At 65.2% G+C, this 22,524-nt stretch carries 20 protein-coding genes; 18 read left to right on the top strand and 2 right to left on the bottom strand.

Translation table 11 applies throughout. From position 1 onward, the window contains the following. The 3 genes from rpoS (at position 1) to rlmD (ending at position 3,461) form a co-directional block, all read left to right on the top strand. The gene (gene rpoS, locus OKW30_RS10285) at positions 1-1,089 is read left to right on the top strand and encodes an RNA polymerase sigma factor RpoS (RefSeq protein WP_018418126.1); all 1,089 of its coding nucleotides are present in this window, start codon (positions 1-3) and stop codon (positions 1,087-1,089) included. 4 nt (positions 1,090-1,093) lie between these two features. Continuing rightward, positions 1,094-1,870: a 3'-5' exonuclease gene (locus tag OKW30_RS10280; protein ID WP_184028919.1), complete on the top strand. Its 777-nt coding sequence runs from the start codon at positions 1,094-1,096 to the stop codon at positions 1,868-1,870. 160 nt (positions 1,871-2,030) lie between these two features. Beyond that, complete coding sequence (gene rlmD, locus OKW30_RS10275) at positions 2,031-3,461, top strand: 23S rRNA (uracil(1939)-C(5))-methyltransferase RlmD (protein ID WP_184028916.1); 1,431 nt, start codon at positions 2,031-2,033, stop codon at positions 3,459-3,461. A gap of 93 nt (positions 3,462-3,554) precedes the next feature. Here the strand turns inward: rlmD and OKW30_RS10270 are convergent, their stop codons facing one another. Continuing rightward, positions 3,555-4,415 carry an outer membrane protein assembly factor BamD gene (locus OKW30_RS10270; RefSeq protein ID WP_429346641.1) on the bottom strand — a complete coding sequence of 287 codons (861 nt, stop codon included), beginning with the start codon at positions 4,413-4,415 and terminating at the stop codon, positions 3,555-3,557. A gap of 38 nt (positions 4,416-4,453) precedes the next feature. Here OKW30_RS10270 and OKW30_RS10265 point away from each other — a divergent pair, with 38 nt between their 5' ends. From OKW30_RS10265 to OKW30_RS10200, 14 genes are all read left to right on the top strand, one after another. Continuing rightward, on the top strand, positions 4,454-5,704 hold the full coding sequence (locus tag OKW30_RS10265; protein WP_184063686.1) for an RluA family pseudouridine synthase: 1,251 nt from the start codon (positions 4,454-4,456) through the stop codon (positions 5,702-5,704). Next, complete coding sequence (gene pgeF, locus OKW30_RS10260) at positions 5,701-6,564, top strand: peptidoglycan editing factor PgeF (RefSeq protein ID WP_184063683.1); 864 nt, start codon at positions 5,701-5,703, stop codon at positions 6,562-6,564. The genes OKW30_RS10265 and pgeF overlap by 4 nt, the downstream gene beginning before the upstream one ends. A gap of 606 nt (positions 6,565-7,170) precedes the next feature. Beyond that, positions 7,171-8,985, top strand: a complete 1,815-nt coding sequence (gene phaC, locus OKW30_RS10255) for a class I poly(R)-hydroxyalkanoic acid synthase (protein ID WP_184064175.1) — start codon at positions 7,171-7,173, stop codon at positions 8,983-8,985. A gap of 196 nt (positions 8,986-9,181) precedes the next feature. Next, the gene (locus OKW30_RS10250; RefSeq protein WP_184063680.1) at positions 9,182-10,363 is read left to right on the top strand and encodes an acetyl-CoA C-acetyltransferase; all 1,182 of its coding nucleotides are present in this window, start codon (positions 9,182-9,184) and stop codon (positions 10,361-10,363) included. Between the two features lie 227 nt (positions 10,364-10,590). Further along, a complete protein-coding gene (locus OKW30_RS10245; RefSeq protein WP_184003457.1) occupies positions 10,591-11,331 on the top strand; it encodes a 3-ketoacyl-ACP reductase in 741 nt (246 codons plus the stop codon). Positions 11,332-11,468: 137 nt separating this feature from the next. Then, positions 11,469-12,086, top strand: coding sequence for a polyhydroxyalkanoate synthesis repressor PhaR (gene phaR, locus OKW30_RS10240; RefSeq protein ID WP_184028813.1), 618 nt, complete (start codon positions 11,469-11,471; stop codon positions 12,084-12,086). Between the two features lie 273 nt (positions 12,087-12,359). Beyond that, positions 12,360-13,403, top strand: coding sequence for a tRNA dihydrouridine synthase (locus OKW30_RS10235; RefSeq protein ID WP_187628299.1), 1,044 nt, complete (start codon positions 12,360-12,362; stop codon positions 13,401-13,403). Positions 13,404-13,484: 81 nt separating this feature from the next. Beyond that, complete coding sequence (gene rimO, locus OKW30_RS10230) at positions 13,485-14,879, top strand: 30S ribosomal protein S12 methylthiotransferase RimO (RefSeq protein WP_184043864.1); 1,395 nt, start codon at positions 13,485-13,487, stop codon at positions 14,877-14,879. Positions 14,880-14,882: 3 nt separating this feature from the next. Continuing rightward, positions 14,883-15,833: a sugar kinase gene (locus tag OKW30_RS10225; protein WP_429346640.1), complete on the top strand. Its 951-nt coding sequence runs from the start codon at positions 14,883-14,885 to the stop codon at positions 15,831-15,833. 87 nt (positions 15,834-15,920) lie between these two features. After that, the gene (gene bktB / locus OKW30_RS10220) at positions 15,921-17,105 is read left to right on the top strand and encodes a beta-ketothiolase BktB (protein WP_184003465.1); all 1,185 of its coding nucleotides are present in this window, start codon (positions 15,921-15,923) and stop codon (positions 17,103-17,105) included. A gap of 63 nt (positions 17,106-17,168) precedes the next feature. Next, positions 17,169-17,819: a hypothetical protein gene (locus OKW30_RS10215; RefSeq protein WP_429346639.1), complete on the top strand. Its 651-nt coding sequence runs from the start codon at positions 17,169-17,171 to the stop codon at positions 17,817-17,819. Between the two features lie 84 nt (positions 17,820-17,903). Further along, positions 17,904-19,088: a cystathionine beta-lyase gene (locus tag OKW30_RS10210; protein ID WP_184063669.1), complete on the top strand. Its 1,185-nt coding sequence runs from the start codon at positions 17,904-17,906 to the stop codon at positions 19,086-19,088. Between the two features lie 183 nt (positions 19,089-19,271). Continuing rightward, positions 19,272-19,724, top strand: a complete 453-nt coding sequence (locus OKW30_RS10205) for a hypothetical protein (protein WP_429346638.1) — start codon at positions 19,272-19,274, stop codon at positions 19,722-19,724. A gap of 51 nt (positions 19,725-19,775) precedes the next feature. Then, a complete protein-coding gene (locus OKW30_RS10200) occupies positions 19,776-19,907 on the top strand; it encodes a hypothetical protein (RefSeq protein WP_260321381.1) in 132 nt (43 codons plus the stop codon). A gap of 78 nt (positions 19,908-19,985) precedes the next feature. Here the strand turns inward: OKW30_RS10200 and serB are convergent, their stop codons facing one another. Continuing rightward, entirely contained in the window at positions 19,986-20,825 is an 840-nt protein-coding gene (gene serB / locus OKW30_RS10195; RefSeq protein WP_187617514.1) for a phosphoserine phosphatase SerB, read from the bottom strand. A gap of 281 nt (positions 20,826-21,106) precedes the next feature. On the opposite strand from serB, the gene OKW30_RS10190 reads away from it, so the two are divergent. After that, positions 21,107-22,342: a cytochrome P450 gene (locus tag OKW30_RS10190; RefSeq protein WP_429346637.1), complete on the top strand. Its 1,236-nt coding sequence runs from the start codon at positions 21,107-21,109 to the stop codon at positions 22,340-22,342. Positions 22,343-22,524 lie beyond the last annotated feature (182 nt).

Here is a 22,524-nt window from a genome sequence, read left to right as displayed (position 1 = left end):
ATGCCGAAATCGAAGCGCCGCCCGCCCCAAGCCGAGTCTGAGACGATCAGCGAAGTCACGTCTGCCGCAGTGGACGAAAGCGGCGCTTCGGAAGTGGAAGAAGAGGTCGCGGAGGAGCGTGATCTCGACGAACGCCAGAGCGGCCTCGACGACAGCGAGAGCGCTGACGCGCGCGAAACCACCGGCGAGGCGCCGCCCGACGCCGACGATTTCCGCGCACTGCTGCAGGCCGAGCTCACGGCCGACACGATCCAGCATTATCTGAATCGCATCAGCGTGAAGCCGTTGCTCACCGTCGAGGAAGAGCAGAAATATTCGCGCCTTGCCAAGGCCGGCGAGTTCGAAGCGCGGCAGGTGATGATCGAGCGCAATCTGCGGCTGGTCGTCAGCATTGCCAAGGGTTATCTGAATCGCGGCGTGCCGCTGCTCGATCTGATCGAGGAGGGCAACCTCGGCCTCATGCACGCAATCGAAAAATTCGATCCGACGCGCGGCTTCCGTTTCTCGACCTACGCGACGTGGTGGATCCGCCAGAGCATCGAGCGCGCGATCATGAACCAGGCGCGTACGGTGCGATTGCCCGTCCATGTGATTCGTGAGCTCAACCAGGTGTTGCGCGCGAAGCGCCATCTGGAAAAGAACTCGATGAATTCGGGGGAGGCGGCCGAGCGCCGCGACGCGAGCATCGACGACATCGCTTATCTGACCGGCAAGACCACCGACGAAGTCACCGACATCCTCGCGCTGAACGAGCACACCGCCTCGCTCGACGCGCCGCTCGATCTCGATCCGGCGAGCAGCCTGCTCGATCTGCTGTCGGACGACCAGAGCCAGTCGCCAGACGCCGAAGTGCAGCATCGCGAGCTCGAAACACTGACACGCGCATGGCTCGCGCGTTTGTCGGACAAGCACCGCCATGTGATCGAGCGGCGCTTCGGTCTGAATCACATCGAGCCCGCCACGCTCGAGGAGCTGGCCGACGAAATGGGCCTCACGCGCGAGCGTGTGCGCCAGATCCAACAGGAAGCGCTGGTGCGACTGAAGCGCTTCTTTGCCTCAAACGGTGTCCGCAAAGACGCCGTTCTCTGACCTGATGACACCGATTCTTGTTTTCGACATCGAGACGATTCCCGATGTCGCCGGCATCCGCCGGCTTGAAGATTTGCCCGCGTCGATGAGCGACGCCGACGTCGCCGAGCACGCGTTCGCCGCACGCCGCGAAAAAACGGGCAGCGATTTTCTGCCGCATCACCTCCAGCGGGTCGCGGCGATTTCCTGCGTGTTCCGTGACAACAACGGTTTTCGCGTGCGCTCGCTCGGTACGCCCGAGGACGGCGAGGCGACGCTCGTGCAGTCGTTCTATCGCGTGATCGAAAAGTACACGCCGCAGCTCGTGTCGTGGAACGGCGGCGGTTTCGATCTGCCGGTGCTCAACTACCGCGCGCTCGTCAACGGCATCCCCGCCTACCGGTTCTGGGATCTCGGCGAGGACGACCGCGACTTCAAGTGGAACAACTACATCAGCCGCTACCACGCGCGACACACCGATCTGATGGACGTGCTCGCGATGTACCAGGCGCGCGCGAACGCGCCGCTCGACGCGCTCGCGAAGATGTGCGGCTTTCCGGGCAAGATGGGCATGGACGGCAGTCAGGTGTGGCAGGCGTTCCAGCAAGGGCGTATCGAGGAAATCCGCAATTACTGCGAGACCGACGTCGTCAATACGTACCTGCTGTATTGCCGCTTCCAACTGATGCGCGGCGGCTTTTCGCCGTCGGAGTATGCTGACGAGATCAACCTCGTGAAGAACGCGCTCGCGCTGGAAAGCGCGCCGCAGTGGGCCGAGTATCTGGCGGCGTTCGTGCAGTAAGCGCGCGCGAGCAGAGCCTCCGCCGGGGAGCCGCAATCCGGGCCGCGATCCGCACTCGCTCCGCGTGTGGTCCGCGTGTGGTCCGCACCGCATCGCAGGCAAGCCCGGCGCTTCGTCTACAATCTCGCCTTTCCCCCATAGTTTGTCAGGAAGTCCGCAGGTGTCCCGAACTGCCCCCCCACGTCGCTCGCCGCGGCGCTCATCGAAGCATGCCAGGGCGCACGCCCCGGCGCCGGCGCCCGTCATTACCGGCAACGAACCGCTCATCGAAATCGTTTCGCTCGATATGGAAGCGCGCGGCGTGGGCCGCACCACGAGCGAAGACGGCACGCCGGGCAAGGTCGTGTTCGTCGAAGGCGCGCTGCCGGGTGAACTCGTCAGTTATTCGACGCATCGCAGCAAGCCGAAATTCGAGCAGGCCGAAGTCGTTCAGGTGTTCCGCGAAAGCGTGATCCGCACGACGCCGAAATGCACGTACTTCAACATCTGCGGCGGCTGCTCGATGCAGCATCTCGACATGCGCGCGCAGGTGGCGGTCAAGCAGCGCGTGCTCGAGGACAGCCTGCAGCATCTGGCGAAGCTGCGCCCCGAAACGGTGTTCCGGCCGATTCACGGGCCGTCCTGGGGTTATCGCTATCGCGCGCGGCTCGCGGTGCGCTACCTGCCGGAGCGCGGCGGCATGCGCATCGGCTTTCACGAGAAGAAGAGCAGCTATATCGCCGACATGAAGACCTGCGAGGTGCTGCCGCCGCATGTGTCGGCGATGCTGATGCCGCTGCGTTTCATGGTCCGCAAGCTGTCTATCTACGACCGCATGCCGCAGCTCGAGCTCGCGGTCGGCTCGTCGGTCACGGCGCTCGTCGTGCGCAACCTCGAACCGCTGACGGCCGGGGACGAGCAGGTGCTGCGCGAGTTCGCGGACGAGCACAAGGTGCAGTTCTGGATCCAGCCGGGCGGTCCCGACACGGTCACGCCGCTTTATCCTCTCGACGTGCAGCTCGACTACACGCTGCCCGAATACGGCATCCGTATGCCATTCAAGCCAACTGATTTCACCCAGGTCAATCACGCGATCAACCGCGTGCTGGTGAGCCGCGCGCTGCGCCTGCTGGCGCCGGCACGCACCGACCGCGTGCTCGACCTGTTCTGCGGGATCGGCAACTTCACGCTGCCGCTCGCGCGAATCTCGCGGGAAGTGGTCGGCATCGAGGGTAGCGAAGTGCTGACCCAGCGCGCGCTCGCGAATGCGGAGCTGAATGGCGTCGCCGGGCATACGTCGTTCGCGTGCCGCAACCTGTTCGAAGTCACCGCCGACGACTTGCGCGCGCTCGGCCACTTCGACAAGTTCCTCGTCGATCCGCCGCGCGAAGGCGCGCTCGCGATCGCGAAGGCGCTCGCGGAGATCGCGCAGAGCGGCAACGGGCCGCTGCCGACGCGCATCGTCTATGTGTCGTGCGCGCCGGCCACGCTCGCGCGCGATGCCGGGCTGCTCGTGCATGAGGCCGGCTATCGGCTGGTGGGCGCGGGCGTCGTCAATATGTTCCCGCATACGTCGCACGTGGAATCGATTGCGCTGTTCGAGCGCGATTGAGTCTCGCGGCGCGCATAAACGAAAACGCCACGACCGAGGTCGTGGCGTTTTCGTTTTCAGACGAAGGTCAGTGTGCCGTCGGCGCGTGAGGGCTCAGAACTGCCACCACGACTTCGCCGTGCCGGGCCGTGCGTGGCCGGTCACGTACGGGCTGTCGGGGAAGGTGCCGGCCAGCACGCGACGAGTGTCGTCGGCGAGTTGCTGGTTGTTCAGCTTCTCGTACGACAGGATCATGATGTGCAGCGCGTCTTCGATGGCCGGCGCGTTCTTGTACTCGCGCAATGCGAGCTGCGCACGGTTGATGGCGGCGACATAGGCGCCGCGGCGATAGTAGTAGTCCGCGGCGTGGACTTCGTGCGATGCAAGCGCATTCACGATGTAGCGCATGCGCTGGGCGGCGTCCGGCGCGTACTTGCTGTTCGGGAAGCGGTCCACCACGACCTTGAACGCGTCATACGACTCGCGCAGCGACTTCGGATCGCGCTCGCTCATATCCTGGCCCGAGAAGCGGCCGAACAGACCGAGGTCGTCGTTGAAGTGGATCATGCCCTTCAGGTAATACGCGTAGGCGATGTCCGGATGATCCGGGTGCAGCTGGATGAAGCGGTCGATGGCCTGGTCGGCGGCGGCGTTTTCGTTGTCTTTCCAGTTGCAGTACGCGACGTTGATCTGCGCCTGCTGGGCGAAGTGGCCGAACGGGTCGCGGCCCTCGAGCAGCTCGAAATACTTCGCGCACTTGCCCCAGTCACCACCGGTCAGGGCGTCGTTCGCCTCCGTATATAATTTGTTGTTGTTCCACGCTGCCGTTTCGTCGGTCTTCTCCGGCAGGCCGTGGCAAGCCGCAACAGCGACGACGGCCGCGGCGCACGCAATGTATCCGGCCACTTTCCGGGCCGCCTTCTTGATGGCCGCCAAATTGATCGCCGCTTCAGTGATGGTGTTCAAGGCTCGCATTTTCCAGTCTAGCTTTACGTCCAGGTGACCCAGATTCAATGACCCGCTCAAATACTCCAGGCGCCGCAGGCGCCGGGAATAGCAACGAAGATTATAGCGTAAGCGCCGACCCGGCCGACGCGTTGGGCGTCGATTCCCTCGACGACGATTTCTCCAGCGACGCGCTCGCCGCAAGCATCCCGCAAGGCTCTGCGGCCGCGGCGGCACCCGTGCCCGTGCGCGCGGCCGACGAAGCGCCGCGCAGTGTCGTGGTACCCGACGAACTGGCCGGCGAGCGCCTCGACAAGGTGCTCGCCAAAGTATTCCCGGAGTTCTCGCGCAGCCGTCTGCAAAGCTGGATCGAGGCACAGCGGGTGCGCGTCGACGGCAAGGCGGCGAAGATCCGCCAGCCGGTGCCGCTTGGCGCGACGATCGAGCTCGTGCCCGATCTGCTGCCCGAGCAGCTCGCCTTCACGCCCGAGCCCGTGCCGCTCGACATCGTCTACGAGGACGACACGCTCGTCGTCATCAACAAGCCGGCCGGCATGGTCGTGCATCCGGCGGCTGGCAACTGGAGCGGCACCGTGCTGAACGGGCTGCTCTACCGCTATGGCGAGTCCGCGGCGGGTCTGCCGCGCGCGGGCATCGTGCATCGGCTCGACAAGGAGACCTCGGGGCTGATGGTGGTCGCGCGCACGCTCGAGGCGCAGACCGACCTCGTGCGCCAGTTGCAGGCGCGCACGGTCAAGCGCCGCTACCTCGCGCTCGTGTGGGGCAACCTGCCCGAAGAAGGCACGATCGACGCGCCGATCGGCCGCGATCCGCGCGAGCGCACGCGCATGGCCGTGGTGACGGGCGCGGCCGGCAAGCCGGCGCGCACGCATTTCCGGCGCGTGGCCTCGGCGATCTGGCAGCGTCAGCCGGTCACGGCGATTCACTGCGATCTGGAGACGGGGCGCACGCATCAGATTCGCGTGCATTGCGCGCACATCGGTCATCCGTTGCTCGGCGATCCCGTGTACGGACGCGCGCGCGGCAAGCGCTCGGTCACGCCGCTGCCAGACGGCTTCGCGCGCCAGGCGCTGCACGCGTGGCGGCTCGGCCTGATTCATCCGAAGACCGGCCGCTCGATGCAATGGCGCGCCGAGGTGCCGGCCGACATCGAGGCGTTGTCGGCCGCGCTCGGTCTGGGTCGCGACGACGCGGGCGAGTTCGACGATGCGTATGGCGAGGATGAGGACTACGATGCATCGGTCGACGACGGCGCGTACGATGAAGACAGCGACCACGACGAGGACGATCACGCATGAGCACCTATCTCCCGGAGCTGGGTTTTGCCGATGTCGTGCAACCCGCATGGAACGTGTCGCCGCGCGTGCGCGCGCTCGTGACCACCCGCGACGGCGGCCTCAGCGACGCGCCGTTCGGCCGCTGGCGCGACGGCGCCGACCAGCCCGGCGGGCTGAATCTGGGCATGAAGACCGGCGACGATCCCGCCGCGGTCGCGAGCAATCGCGCACGGCTCGTCGCGCTTGCCGGTGTTCGCGAGGCCGCGTGGCTCGAACAGATCCATGGCGCCGGCATCGTCCGCGCCGAGGATGCGATCGCGCACGCGCGCGAGCATGGTGCGCCGGCGCGCGCCGACGCGAGCGTCACCGATGGCGCGGGCATCGCGTGCGTCGTCATGGTCGCCGATTGCATGCCGGTGCTGTTGTGCGACGAAGCGGGGCGCGCGGTCGGCGCCGCGCATGCCGGGTGGCGCGGACTCGCGGCGGGCATCGTCGAGCAGACCGCCGCGCGGGTCGCGGCGCTGGCGGGTGTGCGGGCGAGCGAGCTGCATGCGTACCTCGGGCCGTCGATCGGGCCCAGCGCATTCGAAGTCGGCGCAGACGTGCGTGACGCCTTCATGACCGGTGCCGACGATGCACAACGCGACGCGACCGCGCAGGCGTTCGTCGCGCATCCCGCGAATGCCGGCAAATATCTCGCCGATCTGCCGGCGCTGGCGCGCCTGCGCCTGCAGCGGCTCGGCCTTACGCGCATCAGCGGCGGCGATCTGTGCACGGTCACGTTGCGCGAGCGTTTTTATTCGTATCGCCGTGATCGCGAGACCGGTCGCATGGCCGCGTTGATCTGGATCGACGAACAGGCGCAATCAATTGCCGATTAATTCGGGGTGGCGCGCGGGCGCATCTTGTCATACTTTTAAAATCGAGCCGTGGTTTTATTTCGCGTGAATGCGCACCGGGTCGTTATTCGCGAATCCCACTGCCGACCCCTCGCTGACGGCCCGTTCCCCGGCCTTCACACGCATTTTTTGTTGCGCCGCCGGAAGGCCCGCCGATAGCGCGAATCGCCCGCCGGCTGTGTGGGCGACCGAACGAATAAATATGCTTAAGTGCCATGCGCCCTAGGAGTTTTTCGGATTTACCCGCGGCAGGCCTCATTTGATTCGTTAAAGCGCGATTTGCCATACAGGGAAAACGATAATTAAAAAACTATCGCACTGCGGCAAAATCGGGAGCAAGCATTGACATGCCTTGTGATGGGGAGCAAGAATGTTCCTTCTAAGCTCCTCGTCGTTCATGGGACAGGGCGTGACGAAGTCGCGAGCAATCGCCACGTGCGCACGGACCTGCCTCTCAACCCGTCCGCAAGGACTTACCGGTCAAAAGCAGGTATGGCAGCATCTCATTCCTCAGCTTCCCCCAGCACCGACTCCTCGAAGGAGCAGACGCAGCAGGCCGGTACGAGCGGTGCATCGTCAGCCGCAGGCATGCAGCAATTTCTCGACGCCTGGATGAACGCCTGGCGTTCGTTCGGCGCGCAGCCCAGTGGCACGGCATTTCAGATGCCCTCAATGCCGCAGATGCCGGACCTTGCACAGATAACGGCGGGCTTCCCGCAAATACCGGCGTTTCCCGGCATGCCCGACTTCAGCAAGCTGGCCGCCGGTGCGTTGCCGTCGTTGCCGGGGCTGAGCATTCCCACCGCCGCGATTCCGCCCGAGCGTTTGCAGAAGCTGCAGACCGACTATTCGCGCGAGGCGATGGAGCTGATCCAGCAGGCCACCACGTCGGCGATCAAGGCGCCCGAGCTCAAGGACCGGCGCTTTAGCGCAGACGCCTGGAGCGCGGCGCCCGCCTACGCGTTCACCGCCGCGTGGTATCTGCTGAACGCGCGCTATCTGCAGCAGCTGGTCGACGCGCTCGACACCCAGCCGAAAACCCGCGAGCGCATTCGCTTCGCGGTCCAGCAGTGGACCGCGGCGGCCTCGCCGAGCAACTTCTTCGCGCTGAATCCCGAAGCGCAGAAAACGCTGCTCGACAGTAAAGGCGAGAGCTTGCGCCAGGGCGTGATGAACCTGCTCGCCGACATGCAGCGCGGCAAGATTTCCCAAACCGACGAATCGCGTTTCGCGGTCGGCGAGAACCTCGCGAACACCGAAGGCTCGGTCGTGTTCGAGAACGATCTGCTGCAGCTGATCCAGTACAAGCCGCGCACGGCGACCGTGCGCGAGCGGCCGCTCCTGATCGTGCCGCCGTGCATCAACAAGTACTACATTCTCGACCTGCAACCCGAAAACTCGCTCGTCGCGCACGGGCTTGATTCGGGCCATCAGGTGTTCCTGATTTCGTGGCGCAACGCGGATCAGTCCATCGCGCACAAGACGTGGGACGACTACATCGGCGAGGGTGTACTCACCTCGATCGACACCGTGCGCAAGATCAGCGGCCGCGAGCAGATCAATACGCTCGGCTTTTGCGTCGGCGGCACGATGCTCGCCACCGCGCTCGCGGTGGCTGCGGCGCGCGGCGAACATCCGGCCGCGTCGATGACGCTGCTCACCGCGATGCTCGACTTCTCTGACACGGGCGTGCTCGACGTGTTCGTCGACGAGGCGCACGTGCAGATGCGCGAGCAGAGCATCGGCGGCAAGAACGGCGCGCCGCCGGGACTGATGCGCGGCGTCGAGTTCGCGAACACGTTCTCGTTCCTGCGCCCGAACGACCTCGTGTGGAACTACGTCGTCGACAGTTACCTGAAGGGCCGCACGCCGGTACCGTTCGACCTGCTGTACTGGAACAGCGACTCGACCAGTCTGCCTGGGCCGATGTACGTCTGGTATCTGCGCAACACGTATCTCGAGAACAAGCTGCGCGAGCCCGGTGCGCTGACCACCTGCGGCGAGCCGATCGATCTGTCGAAGATCGACGTGCCGACCTTCATCTACGGTTCGCGCGAAGACCATATCGTGCCGTGGCAAACCGCATATGCGTCGGCGCCGCTGCTCACCGGGCCGCTAAAGTTCGTGCTCGGCGCGTCGGGCCATATCGCCGGCGTGATCAATCCGCCCGCGAAGAAGAAGCGCAGCTTCTGGAAGCTCGATACCGACGCGAACACGCTGCCCGAACGCGCGGACGAATGGTTCGACGCGGCGACCGAAGTGCCCGGCAGCTGGTGGCCGGAATGGACCGACTGGCTCGATCAGTACGGCGGCAAGAAAGTGAAGCCGCGCGCCAATTTGGGCTCCGACGAATTCCCGGTCATCGAGCCGGCGCCGGGCCGCTACGTGCGGCAACGGGAGTAGGTTCACGCACAGGCTCGACGCGCGCGGACGGCATTGCTGTCGACGTCGGCATAGTGCGCAGTCGGCCGGTGCATAGGTGTTTGGCAGGTGAATGAGCGTCTGGTTGATGAAGGCGTGAGAGCAACGCAAGTTGCAACGCAATTTTTAACGTAACGGGCTGTGGCGCAGTTGGCCGGGATGCCCGGAGGATATGGAAATGACTGATGTTGTGATCGTATCGGCCGCTCGTACTGCAGTGGGCAAGTTTGGTGGGTCGCTGGCGAAGATTGCCGCACCTGAACTCGGCGCGGTCGCGGTGCGCGCCGTGCTCGAACGGGCAGGCGTGAAGCCGGAACAGGTGAGCGAAGTTATTCTGGGCCAGGTGCTGACGGCGGGCTCCGGTCAGAACCCCGCGCGTCAGGCGCTGATCAAGGCGGGTTTGCCGGCGGCCGTGCCGGGCATGACGATCAACAAGGTCTGCGGCTCAGGTCTGAAGGCCGTGATGCTCGCGGCCAACGCGATCATCGCCGGTGACGCGGACATCGTCGTGGCAGGCGGCCAGGAAAACATGAGCGCCGCGCCGCACGTGCTGCCGGGTTCGCGCGACGGTTTCCGCATGGGCGACGCGAAGCTGATCGACTCGATGATCGTCGACGGCCTGTGGGACGTCTACAACCAGTACCACATGGGCGTGACGGCCGAGAACGTCGCGCAGGAGCACGGCATCACGCGCGAACAGCAGGACGCGTTCGCGGCGCTGTCGCAGAACAAGGCGGAAGCCGCGCAGAAGTCGGGGCGCTTCAACGACGAAATCGTGCCGGTCGAGATTCCGCAACGCAAGGGCGAGCCGCTGCGCTTCACCACCGACGAATTCGTGCGTCATGGCGTGACGGCCGAATCACTCGCGAGCCTGAAGCCGGCGTTCTCGAAGGAAGGCACGGTCACGGCGGCCAACGCATCGGGTCTGAACGACGGCGCAGCCGCGGTGCTCGTGATGTCGCTGAAAAAAGCGGAAGCGCTCGGCCTCACACCGCTCGCGCGCATCAAGGCATACGCGAACGCGGGTGTCGATCCGAAGGTGATGGGCATGGGCCCGGTACCGTCTTCGCGCCGTTGCCTCGAGCGCGCGGGCTGGACGCCGGCCGACCTCGACCTGATGGAAATCAACGAAGCGTTTGCCGCGCAGGCGCTCGCCGTGCACAAGCAGATGGGCTGGGACACGTCGAAGATCAACGTGAACGGCGGCGCGATCGCGATCGGCCACCCGATCGGCGCGTCCGGTTGCCGGATTCTCGTCACGCTGCTGCACGAAATGCAGAAGCGCGATGCGAAGAAGGGTCTGGCGTCGCTGTGTATCGGCGGCGGCATGGGTGTCGCGCTCGCGGTCGAGCGCGTTTAAAGTACGCTGGGTACGCCGCGCGCACTCGCGACCGGTCGCGCGCGGTCTTCGCCGGCACAGGCATCTGGCTGCGCCGCACGTCAACTGGCGGTGCGGCGCGTTGCAACAGGTGACTCGTGTCGGCAGTGCGCGTTGCCAGACGGTCGCCCGGCGGCAACGCGAACCAGCATCAGGCGAAGCACGAGGCCGCCGGCAGGCGCCTCGACAACGATAACGGAGTGTGGTTTATGACACAGCGAATTGCGTACGTAACGGGCGGCATGGGCGGCATCGGCACCAGCATCTGCCAGCGTCTGCACAAGGAAGGCTTCAGGGTGATCGCCGGCTGCGGCCCGAATTCGCCGCGCCGTGCGAAGTGGCTCGACGAGCAGAAGGTACTCGGCTACGACTTCGTCGCCTCCGAGGGTAACGTCGGTGACTGGCAATCGACCAAGGACGCATTCGACAAGGTCAAGGCCGAAGTCGGCGAGATCGACGTGCTGGTCAACAATGCCGGCATCACGCGCGACGTCGTGTTCCGCAAGATGACGCACGAAGACTGGACGGCGGTGATCGACACCAATCTGACCAGCCTGTTCAACGTCACCAAGCAGGTGATCGACGGCATGGTCGAGCGTGGCTTTGGCCGGGTGATCAACATTTCGTCGGTGAACGGCCAGAAGGGCCAGTTCGGCCAGACCAATTATTCGACCGCGAAGGCCGGCATTCACGGCTTTACGATGTCGCTCGCGCAGGAAGTCGCGACCAAGGGCGTGACGGTCAACACCGTGTCGCCGGGCTACATCGGCACCGACATGGTCAAGGCGATCCGCCCGGACGTGCTGGAAAAAATCGTCGCGACGATTCCGGTGCGCCGCCTCGGTCAGCCGGGCGAAATCGGCTCGATCGTCGCGTGGCTTGCGTCGGAAGAATCGGGCTTCGCCACGGGCGCCGATTTTTCGCTGAACGGCGGCTTGCATATGGGCTGAGCCATCGGCGCGCCGGACCGGAAGGCGGCGCGCTTCGGCTCAGATGGTTTCGCCGGCGTCCCGGCTGCGCAATGGATCCCGTTGCACAACCCGGACGCCGTTTCCGCGTTTGCTTAACTCGAGCTTAAAGGCGTTACATGACTACTACTACAAAGAAAACGGCCGAACGACTGATCAAGAAATATCCGAATCGTCGGCTCTACGACACCGAGACGAGTACCTACATCACGCTGACTGATGTGAAGCAACTCGTGCTCGATCAGGAAGATTTCAAGGTGATCGATGCCAAAAGCAACGAGGACCTGACGCGCTCGATCCTGCTGCAGATCATTCTCGAAGAAGAGAGCGGCGGCCTGCCGATGTTCTCGTCGTCGATGCTGTCGCAGATCATCCGGTTCTACGGTCATGCGATGCAAGGCATGATGGGCACGTATCTGGAAAAGAACATCCAGGCCTTCATCGACATTCAGGCGAAGCTTGCCGACCAGTCGAAGAATCTCTATGAAGGCAAGGCGATGAACCCCGAAGTCTGGTCGCAGTTCATGAACATGCAGGCGCCGATGATGCAGGGCATGATGACCAGCTACATCGAGCAATCGAAGAACATGTTCGTGCAGATGCAGGAGCAGATGCAGAATCAGGCGAAGACCATGTTCGCCACGTTCCCGTTTACGCCGGGCGGCGCGGTCAACGCGAGCAATGCGAGCAATGCGCCGGCCACGCCGCAGGCCAATCCGGAGACGGAGAAGAAGTGAAGGAGTGAATGGCGGCGAGCTCGCGGGAGTGCAGCCGCCGACGCGCTACAATGGCGGCCCGCGCGGGGGGACGCTGTTCCGTCGGAACCGGATTCCGGCCGCGGCTCGATGTCCGTTGCGTCCACTGCTGGCACACCGCTGCTTGCGCCGTTACCGTTTCTTCCGCTGGACCCGTCCTATGTTTCAAACCGTCTCCCCGATCGCGTCAGCGTCTTCCGTTGCGAAGGCCGCGCGGATCATTCTGCTCTGACCCGCCGTTCACCCACACCGCTCATGAGCCGGCTGTTTCTCGCCCCGATGGAAGGGCTCGCTGACTATGTGCTGCGCGACGTGCTGACGAGCGCGGGCGCTTTCGACGGCTGCGTATCCGAGTTCATCCGCATCACAGGCTCGCTGCTGCCAACCCGCGTCTACGAGCGCGAGGCGCCCGAAATCCTGCACGCGAGCGTGACCGCCAGTGGCACGCCGATGGTGATCCAGTTGCTCGGCAGCGATCCCGAGTGGATGGCACGCAATGCCGCGTACGCGGCCATGCTGTCGCCCTACGGTATCGACCTGAACTTCGGCTGTCCCGCCAAAGTCGTCAATCAGCACGGCGGCGGCGCGATGCTGCTCGCGAACCCGAAGTTGCTGAACCAGATCGTCTCGGCCGTGCGCGCCGCGGTGCCTGCCGATATCGCGGTGACGGCAAAAATGCGCCTCGGCGTGTCCGACACGTCGCGGGCGATCGAATGCGCGCAGGCGCTCGCGGACGGCGGCGCGGCCTCGCTCGTCGTGCATGCGCGCACGCGCGACGACCGCTATCGGCCGCCTGCGCACTGGGAGTGGATCGCGCGCATCGACGACGCCGTCGACGTGCCCGTCATCGCGAACGGCGAAGTCTGGACGGTGGCGGACTGGCAGCGTTGCCGCTCGGTCAGCGGCTGCGCGGACGTGATGATCGGGCGCGGCGCCGTGTCGGATCCGTTCCTCGCGCAGCGAATCCGCGGGCTCCTCGACCCGTGTCCATCTGCCGACGAATGGCAGCAGGTGCTGGGTTCGATCGTCGGCTACATGAACAAGCTGCGGGCGCATGGCACGCTGACCCATGAGCACGGCCGCGTCAAGAAGTGGCTCAGCTACCTGCAGCGGACCTGGCCGCAAGCCGCCGAACTGCATGCGGCGATCCGGCGAGTGCAGGACTCTGACGAAATTCTTACGGTAATCGGCCAGGCGCTGGCGGCCGGAGCCGCGTCGGCGCCGACGCGTCAGCACGTTTCCAGCGACGAAAATGGCGAGCTGAATCAACCCGATCCTGCCGAACCCATCCCCGTTTGAAGACTGGAATTCAAAGACTTACGAGCGGTGGCGGTGGCGAACCGCTACAATTCAGGGTTTAACGTCTTCAAGCGGTTCCCCATGTCTTCCACCCCCTCGAACGCTCCGGCCGTGCCGGGCGCCACGCCGAAAGTCGGCTTCGTCTCTCTCGGCTGCCCCAAGGCCCTCGTCGATTCCGAGCAGATCATCACCCAGTTGCGCGCCGAAGGCTACGAAATCTCCGGCACCTATGACGGCGCGGACCTCGTGGTCGTCAACACCTGCGGCTTCATCGACGAAGCCGTGCAGGAAAGCCTCGACGCGATCGGCGAAGCGCTCAACGAAAACGGCAAGGTGATCGTCACCGGTTGCCTCGGTGCGAAGAAGAGTGCGAGCGGCTCGGGGCTGATCGAGGAAGTGCATCCGAAGGTGCTCGCGGTGACCGGCCCGCACGCGCTCGGCGAGGTGATGCAGGCGGTGCACAGCCATCTGCCGAAGCCGCACGATCCGTTCGTCGATCTGGTGCCCGCCGCGGGCGTCAAGCTCACGCCGCGCCACTACGCGTACCTGAAGATTTCCGAAGGCTGCAATCACCGCTGCACGTTCTGCATCATCCCGTCGATGCGCGGCGATCTGGTGTCGCGCCCGGTCGCGGAAGTGATGCTCGAAGCGGAGAACCTGTTCAAGTCCGGCGTGAAGGAACTGCTCGTGATCTCGCAGGACACGAGCGCATATGGCGTCGACGTCAAATACCGCACCGGTTTCTGGAACGGCAAGCCGATCAAGACGCGCATGACGGATCTGGTCGCCGCGCTCGGCGAACTCGCCGCGCAGTATGGTGCGTGGGTGCGCCTGCATTACGTGTATCCGTATCCGAGCGTCGACGAAGTGATTCCGATGATGGCCGAGGGTCCGTACAAGGGCCACGTGCTGCCGTATCTCGACGTGCCGTTCCAGCACGCGCATCCGGAAGTGCTGAAGCGCATGAAGCGCCCGGCCAACGCCGGGAAGGTGATGGAGCGCGTCAAGGCCTGGCGCGAGATCTGCCCCGATCTGACGATCCGCAGCACGTTCATCGCCGGCTTTCCGGGCGAGACCGAAGAGCAGTTCGAGACGCTGCTCGATTTCATCCGCGAGGCGGAGCTCGATCGCGTCGGCTGTTTCGCGTATTCGCCGGTCGAAGGCGCGAGCGCGAATGAACTCGACGGCGCGCTGCCCGATGAAGTGCGTGAGGAACGTCGCGCGCGCTTCATGGAAGTGGCCGAGCAGGTGTCGGCCAAGCGCATCGCGAGGAAGGTCGGCAAGACGCTGAAGGTGCTCGTCGACGAAATCAACGCGGACGGCGGCATCGGCCGCACCGCGGCGGATGCGCCGGAGATCGACGGCGTCGTCTATATCGCGCCGTCCGCCAAGGCGTCGAAGCGCTACAAGGTCGGCGATTTCGTGTCGGTGAAGATCACCGGCGCGGACGGCCACGATTTGTGGGGCGAGGTCTAAGCGATGACGCACAGCGCGGCCGCACAGCCTGAAGCTCACACACCGGACATCCTCGCGCTCGGCGAGGCGATGATCGAATTCAACCAGTCGGCGAAGGATCAACCGAACTACCTGCAAGGCTTCGGCGGCGACACCTCGAACTTCTGCATCGCGGCCGCGCGCCAGGGTGCGAGGACCGGCTTCGTGTCGGCGGTCGGCGCCGATCATTTCGGACGCCTGCTGGTCGATCTGTGGGAGCGCGAGCAGGTCGACACGTCGTTCGTGCGCATCGATGCGCAGGCGTCGACCGGCGTCTATTTCGTGTCTCACGGCCCCAACGGCCACGCGTTCGACTATCTGCGCGCGGGCTCGGCGGCGAGCCGCTATGCACCCGCCGATCTGCCGCGCGACGCGCTCGCGGCGGCGAAGGTCGTCCATCTGTCCGGCATCAGTCTCGCGATCAGCGTCAGCGCCTGCGACGCCGCGCTCGAAGCGATCGCGCATGCGCGCGCGAATGGCGCGCGCGTGAGCTTCGACACCAATCTGCGTCTTAAGCTGTGGCCGCTGGCGCGGGCGCGCGCGGTGATGCTCGAGGCGATCCGCCAGACTGACATCTGCCTGCCGAGCTGGGACGATGTGACCGAACTGACGGGGCTGACCGGCCGTGACGAGATCGTCGATTTTTTGCTGTCGCATGGGTCGGGCGTGGTCGCGCTGAAGCTCGGCAAGGACGGCTCGTATATCGCGACGCCGAACGAGCGGCGCGTCGTGCCGGGTCACGTCGTCGACGCGGTCGATGCAACCGGCGCCGGCGACTGTTTCGGCGGCGCCTTCATCGCGCGCATCGTCGCGGGCGACGATCCATTTGCCGCCGCGCGCTACGCGAACGTTGCCGCCGCGCTGTCCACGCAAGGTTATGGCGCGGTCGCGCCGATTCCGTCGCGCGAGACAGTCGAGCGGCGGCTGGCGAACTAGGTTTTACGTAAGCCGCGCGCGGCGCAGCATGGCCCGCGCTGGTGCAATCATCCAGGCAGACTGGAGAGACAACAGGAGGGACAAGCGATGCAACGGGACGTAGTGGTGGTAAGTGGTGTGCGCACGGCAATCGGCACGTTCGGCGGCAGCCTGAAGGATTTCGCGCCGACCGATCTCGGCGCGCGCGTGGTGCGCGAAGTGCTCGAGCGCGCGAGCGTGTCGGGCGACGAAGTCGGACACGTCGTGTTCGGCAACGTCGTGCACACCGAGCCGAAAGACATGTATCTCGCGCGCGTCGCCGCGATCAACGGCGGGGTCGCGCAGCATACACCCGCGCTGACCGTGAACCGGCTGTGCGGCTCGGGCTTGCAGGCCATCGTCTCGGCCGCGCAAAGCGTGCTGCTCGGCGATGCCGATATCGCGATCGGCGGCGGCGCCGAAAACATGAGCCGCGCGCCTTACTCGATGCCGGCCGCGCGCTTCGGACAGCGCATGGGCGACGCGCGTCTGGTCGACATGATGGTCGGCGCGCTCAACGATCCTTTCCAGTCGATCCACATGGGCGTGACCGCCGAGAACGTCGCGCGCAAGTACGAGATCTCGCGCGACGCGCAGGACGCGCTCGCGCTCGAGTCGCATCGTCGCGCGGCCCACGCGATCACGAGCGGCTACTTCAAGGAACAGATTCTGCCGATCACGATTGCGTCGAAAAAGGGCGACGTCGTGTTCGACACGGACGAGCACGCGAGGCTGAACGCAACGGCGGACGACTTCGCGAAGTTGAAGCCGGTGTTCGCGAAGGAAAACGGCACGGTGACGGCGGGCAACGCGTCGGGCATCAATGACGCGGCCGCGGCCGTCGTACTGATGGAGCGTAGCGTCGCCGAGCGGCGCGGCGTGAAGCCGTTGGCGCGGCTCGTGTCGTACGCGCATGCGGGCGTCGATCCGGCGTATATGGGCATCGGGCCGGTGCCGGCGAGCCGCAAGGCGCTCGAGCGGGCGGGTCTCACGGTCGCCGATCTCGACGTGATCGAGGCCAACGAGGCATTCGCCGCGCAGGCCTGCGCGGTCAGCAAGGAGCTCGGCTTCGATCCGGCCAAGGTCAATCCGAACGGCTCGGGCATTTCGCTCGGCCATCCGATCGGCGCGACCGGCGCGCTGATCACCGTGAAGGCGCTGTACGAGCTGCAGCGCATCGGCGGGCGCTATGCGCTCGTCACGATGTGCATCGGCGGCGGGCAGGGGATCGCGGCGGTTTTCGAGCGTCTGTGAGCGCGCACGGCAGGCCGGCGCGACATAGGTAGCAAGCAGGAACCAGCAACAAGGATCGACGGGATGCAGGAAGCGAAAGTGACGAAGGGTTCGGCAACGCGCGCCTTGCGCCGGCGCGCCGGCGTGGTGGTGAGTGCCGCCGCACTGTTGTGCACGGGCACGGTGCTGTGGATGCCGTCGCAGGCGTGGGCGGAAAGCGATGCGGTCAAGGCACTGGCCGCGCCGCCGCCGATCCAGCTGCCGCTGAAACCGAGCCCCGAGTTCGCGAAGTTTCCGCGCTACGTGGGCACGCTCGGCGCGCGGCCGATCGTGCTGCGGCTCGGGCCCAAGACCGACGATCCATCTGGCGTGCACGGCGAGTATCAGTACACCGATAGCGGCGAGGTGATTCTGATCGCCGGCGATCGCGACGGCGATACGCTCGAAGTCGAGGAATCGAACGACGGCACGCATATCACCGGCAACTGGGTCGGCAAGTTCGCGGCGGACGGCTCGCTCGAAGGCGACCGCATGAACGTCGACGATTCGAACCCGCAGGAATTCAACCTGAAGCCGCTGGCGGCAGCCGGTTCGGCCGGCGGTGCGGCGACGAGGCCTGCAACCCCCTCACCGCAACCGGCCGCGGCCAACGGCGCAGCGGCGGCTCCCCCGCCGGCACCCGCTGCCGGCGGGCACCCAGTGGGCGGCGTCAGCAACCTGCAAACGGGCTACTGATGCGCACGCGCGCCGGGCATCCGGAATCGCGCAGCGCGGCCGTTGCTTCAGGCTCGCTTCACTATGTTTTTCACCGAGCTTCACATGACTGAATCCAAATTCAAACATGGCCTGCAGACCCGCATCGTGCGTGCCGAGGACCAGATCACGCCGGGCTTCGAATCGTTCTCGACGCCCGTCACGCGCGCGTCGACGGTGGTGTTTCCCGACCTCGCCGCGATGCGCGCGCTCGACTGGAAAAACGACGCGCAATGGCGCTACGGCCTGCATGCGACGCCGACGCAGATCGCGCTCGCTCAGCGCCTCGCCGCGATCGAGGGCGGCAATCATGCGCTGCTGCAGCCGTCGGGGCTGTCGTCGATCTCGAACGTCTACTTCGGCCTCGTGAAGGCCGGCGACGACGTGCTGATTCCCGATAACGTGTACTCGCCGAACCGCGACCACGGCGACTGGCTCGCGCGCGATTTCGGTATCACGGCGCGCTACTACGATCCGCTGATCGGCGCGGGCATCGCCAGTCTGATCCAGCCGAACACGCGCCTGATCTGGATCGAGGCGCCCGGCTCGGTGACGATGGAAGTGCCCGACGTACCGGCCATCACGGCGGCGGCGCGCGCGCGCAAGGTCGTCACCGCGATCGACAATACGTGGTCCGCGGGCCTCGCGTTCCGGCCGTTCGACCACGGCGTCGACATCTCGGTGCAGGCGCTGACCAAATACCAGTCGGGCGGCGGCGACGTGCTGATGGGCGCGACGATCACGGTCGACCGCGACGTGCATGTGAAGCTGAAGGCGGCGCGCATGCGCATGGGCATCGGCGTGTCCTCGGACGACTGCTCGCTGATCCTGCGCAGCCTGCCGAGCATGCAGTTGCGTTTCGCGCAGCACGATCGCGTGGCGCTGTCGCTCGCGACGTGGTTGAAGAGCCGGCCGGAAATCGTCGCGGTGTTGCATCCGGCGCTCGGTGACTGTCCGGGGCACGAAGTGTACAAGCGCGATTTCAGCGGCGCGGGCGGACTGTTCTCGGTGGTGTTCGACGAACGGTACAGCGCGGCGCGGATCGACACGTTTTGCGAGTCGCTCGAACTGTTTTCGCTCGGCTGGAGCTGGGGCGGCGCGCATAGCCTCGCGATGCCGTACGACATCGCGTCGATGCGCACTGCGGCGCAGTGGCCGCGTCGCGGCACGTTGGTGCGCTTCTATATCGGTCTGGAAGACGAGGCGGACCTGCGTGCGGATATCGAGCAGAGCCTGGCCAAGCTGGCTTAACACGCGTTAGCCCTGTTCGACACGTTGTTCGAGAAGCCCGCCGGGATGTGTTCCCGGCGGGCTTTTTTGTTGCCCTGAGTATCAGGCAGACCCGACCGTTCGGCCGAATGTTCGATGCCGCGGCGCGACGCTACGATCGTGTGCTTGCCGGATAACGTTGCGGCGCTCGGGGGACGGGCTTGGATGAATCTTTTCTTCTGGCTGTTGCTGAACCTTGCGGTGCCGATTGCCGGGCCGATCTTTACGCTCGCGCTCGTCGCGCCCGCGTATGGCTGGCGCGTTGCCAGGACGATGATTGCGGCGTCGGTCGAGGACGGGCAACTGTTCTGGTGTGCGATCGGACTTTGCGCCGCCGCGATTTATGAGGCGGTGATGGCCTTGGCGCAGGGCAGCGGGGAGACGTCGATGCTTGCGTTGGGGATCGTTGGGTTCTGCGGGTTGGCGTTCGCCTGTTCCATAGCCGTGATGGCGTGCTTACTCAAGGTGCGGCGGGACGGCTTCGGCACCGCTATCGATCACCGGCAGACCGAGTCCGTGGTTGGCGCGCTATCACGTGGGGCGATAGGCACGTCAATTTTCATGACCTGCCTGGCGGCGCTTCTTCTATCCGCGGCCCTGCACATTTACCTCAATTAGTTTTATTGGATAGTGCAGCTCTTATACTTGTTCTGTCTTGTGGAGGAGCTTATGAAACAATTTATCCTGTCATTGGAAATAGGCAAAAATCACGATCGCATCATGAAGGGCGTGTTGATCTTCAGCATCCTGATTTCCATCGGCATGTTCGCGCTGTTCCTGCCGGCCATTTTCAACAGATAACGCAACGGTTCGCGCGGCTCGCTAGCGCGTCGGTCGTTGTGCCGACGCGAGCGATGACGAATCCCTCGAGCGCCAGCCTCAAACCAACCGCAGCAAACCGTCCAGTCCAACGAAATTGAACGACACGCTGGCTGCTTCCCGCACCACCGGCTTCGCCCGGAATGCAACGGAGAGTCCCGCTTCGGCCATCATTTTCAGGTCGTTCGAGCCGTCGCCCATCGCAATTGCGCGCGACGGTTCGATGCCGAGCGTCGCGCAGGTTTCGCGCAGCGTGCGCGCTTTCACGTCGGCATTGACGATCTCGCCCATCACATTGCCGGTCAGCTTGCCGTCGATGATTTCAAGCGTGTTCGCGCGCGTGAAATCGAGCCCAAGGCGCGTCTTCAGCTTCGCGGTGAAGAACGTGAAGCCGCCCGACACGAGCAGCGTTTTCAGGCCCGCCTGTTTCGCGCCGGCCAGCATGCGTTCGGCGCCAGGCGACAACCGCAGCCGCTCCTCGTACACGCGCTCGAGCGCGCTGGCGTCGAGCCCTTTCAGCAGCGCGACCCGACGAATCAGGCTCTCGTTGAAGTCCTTGATCTCACCGCGCATCGCAGCCTCGGTGATCGCCGCGACTTCGGCTTTGAGCCCGCAGAAATCGGCGATTTCGTCGATGCACTCGATCGTGATCAGCGTCGAATCCATGTCCATCGCGACGAGGCCGAAGTCGCTCAACTGGCGGCCGGTTTCGACGAACGCGTAGTCGAGTCGATGCGCATAGCAATACGCTTCGACGTCGGCGCGTTGCGCGAGGTTCGCGTCGGCGATGCGAATCGCGTGCTCGTCGATCACGGCGGCGTGCGAGCCGCGTGCGAGCGCGACGAGCGTTTTGTGGTGGTCGGCGGAAAGGGGGGCGACGCTTTGAATGACGAGGTTCATGGACGACCGGTGACGCGGGAAGAAAGAGGCGCGTGGCGCGCGGAAAATCCCGCTATTGTATCGGTTCTGTGCGTTGGCCCGTTGCAGGCGGCTATGCCGGGCTTGCCGTGCGCTCCGGCGGCGTGCGGTTCATACTGGCGCATCGAATCATGTGATGCAGTCGTCGCGTTGGCTGAAGCCGGCGATCGGCGCATCGCCGTAACGGAACAGGCCGAACGAATACGGTCACACGAACCCACCACCCCACACGGGCGCAACAAGACGCCCCACGGAGACAACGCATGACCCCGGCAACCGCCAGCGAGGCATCCTCCCTTGCCCGCGACTTCGATCTGCGTCATCTGAGCCCGGCGTTCTACGCCGATCCCTATCCGGTCTATCACGCACTGCGCAGCTATGAGCCAATCCGGCGCATGCCCGACGGCTCGCTGTTCCTGACGCGCTTTCGCGACGTGCAGGCGGTCTACCGCGACCCCAAGACGTTCAGCTCCGACAAGACCGTCGAATTCCGCCCGAAATACGGCGACTCTCTCCTCTACGCGCATCACACCACGAGTCTCGTGTTCAACGATCCACCGCGCCATACGCGGGTGCGCAAGCTGATCGCCGGCGCGCTGACCGCGCGCGCGATCGCGGCGATGGAGCCCGCGCTGATCCGGCTCGTCGACGGCCTGCTCGATGCGGCCGCGCAGCGCGGGCGTATCGATCTGATCGGCGAATTCGCGGCGGCGATTCCGGTCGAGGTCATCGGCAATCTGCTCGACGTGCCGCACGATGAACGCGCGCCGTTGCGCGACTGGTCGCTCGCGATACTGGGCGCGCTCGAGCCGTCGCTGACCGACGCGCAGTTCGAGCGCGGCAATCGCGCGGTCAGCGAATTCGTCGACTATCTGCGCGGCCTCGTCGCACGACGCCGCCGCGAGCCGGGCGATCCGCAGCACGACGTGCTGACGCGGCTGATCCAGGGGGAGGGGCCGGACGAGCAGCTATCTGAAGCCGAACTGCTGCAGAACTGCATTTTCATCCTGAACGCCGGGCACGAAACGACCACCAACCTGATCGGCAACGGGCTCGTCACGCTGAGCGAGTGGCCTGACGAGCGTGCCGCGCTGCTGCGCGAGCGGGAGTTGATCGGCACCGCGGTCGAGGAGTGCTTGCGCTTCGAGAGTTCGAACCAGCTCGGCAATCGCATGGCCACCGTCGATACCGAGATCGGCGGCGTCGCGCTCGCGCGCGGCACACCGGTCACGCTGTGCATCGGCGCGGCCAATCGCGATCCCGAGCAGTTTGCCGAGCCGGACCGCTTCGATATCCGCCGCGACCCGAACCGGCATCTCGCGTTCGGGTTCGGGATTCATCAGTGCTCGGGTCTGTCGCTGGCGCGGCTGGAAGCGCGGATTGCGATCGGGCGCTTCGTGCAGCGCTTCCCGGCGTATCGCGTCGATGGTGAGCCGACGCGGGGCGGTCGCGTGCGGTTTCGCGGGTTTGCGTCGGTACCGGTCCTGCTCGAGCCTTGATGCGGGCGCCGCGTAGACCGCGCGCACCAGGAAAACCGTAGGTTTTGCCGCCTCGTCGCAAGACTTACAACCCCATGACAGCACGCCGCCGAGCCGAACCGCTCCTGCTTTACGCGTGGCAGCAGTGTCGAGCGCGCCGAAACGCGGGCACGCTTGCTGCTTCGCCTGATATCTCAGGGCCA

The organism is Paraburkholderia sp. Clong3, from assembly GCF_050436485.1.
Lineage (GTDB): Bacteria > Pseudomonadota > Gammaproteobacteria > Burkholderiales > Burkholderiaceae > Paraburkholderia > Paraburkholderia tuberum.
This window is presented reverse-complemented; position numbering and strand designations above follow the sequence as displayed.